The sequence below is a fragment of the Gilliamella sp. B2717 genome (assembly GCF_026536675.1).
GTDB classification, from domain to species: domain Bacteria; phylum Pseudomonadota; class Gammaproteobacteria; order Enterobacterales; family Orbaceae; genus Gilliamella; species Gilliamella apicola_I.
The window spans coordinates 1-315 of record NZ_JAFNNQ010000037.1 but is presented as its reverse complement, the minus strand read 5'-3'; the positions used below and the strand labels follow the sequence as shown (position 1 = coordinate 315).

At 43.2% G+C, this 315-nt stretch carries 1 pseudogene; it reads left to right on the top strand.

Annotated features, from left to right (window positions below):
* A pseudogene (locus J3U35_RS11595) lies at positions 1 to 236 on the top strand (DNA adenine methylase); the annotation flags it as partial.
* Positions 237 to 315: the final 79 nt, after the last annotated feature.

The following is a 315-nucleotide window of genomic DNA, read 5'->3' as shown; positions in this document are numbered from 1 at the left end:
GTTACACCGCCCACAAATTTAACTACCCAGTCACTAAATTATTACACGATTTACTCGTCCATGCTGTCCAACAAGGTGCGTCGGCGATCGTTTCTAATAGCGATAACCCAGTCGTACGAAGCCTTTTTAGTGAGTTTGAAATTTACGAAATCGACGCCCCGCGCTCAGTTGCAGCCAACGGCAACCGCAGATCGGCACGTGAAATTATTGCTGTTTTAACGCCGGATATGGTTTAGAGGGGGTGAACAATGGCGACGCATGATTTAAAAATTAAACCAGAGCATTTTTATAATATTTTGATGGGAATAAAAACAG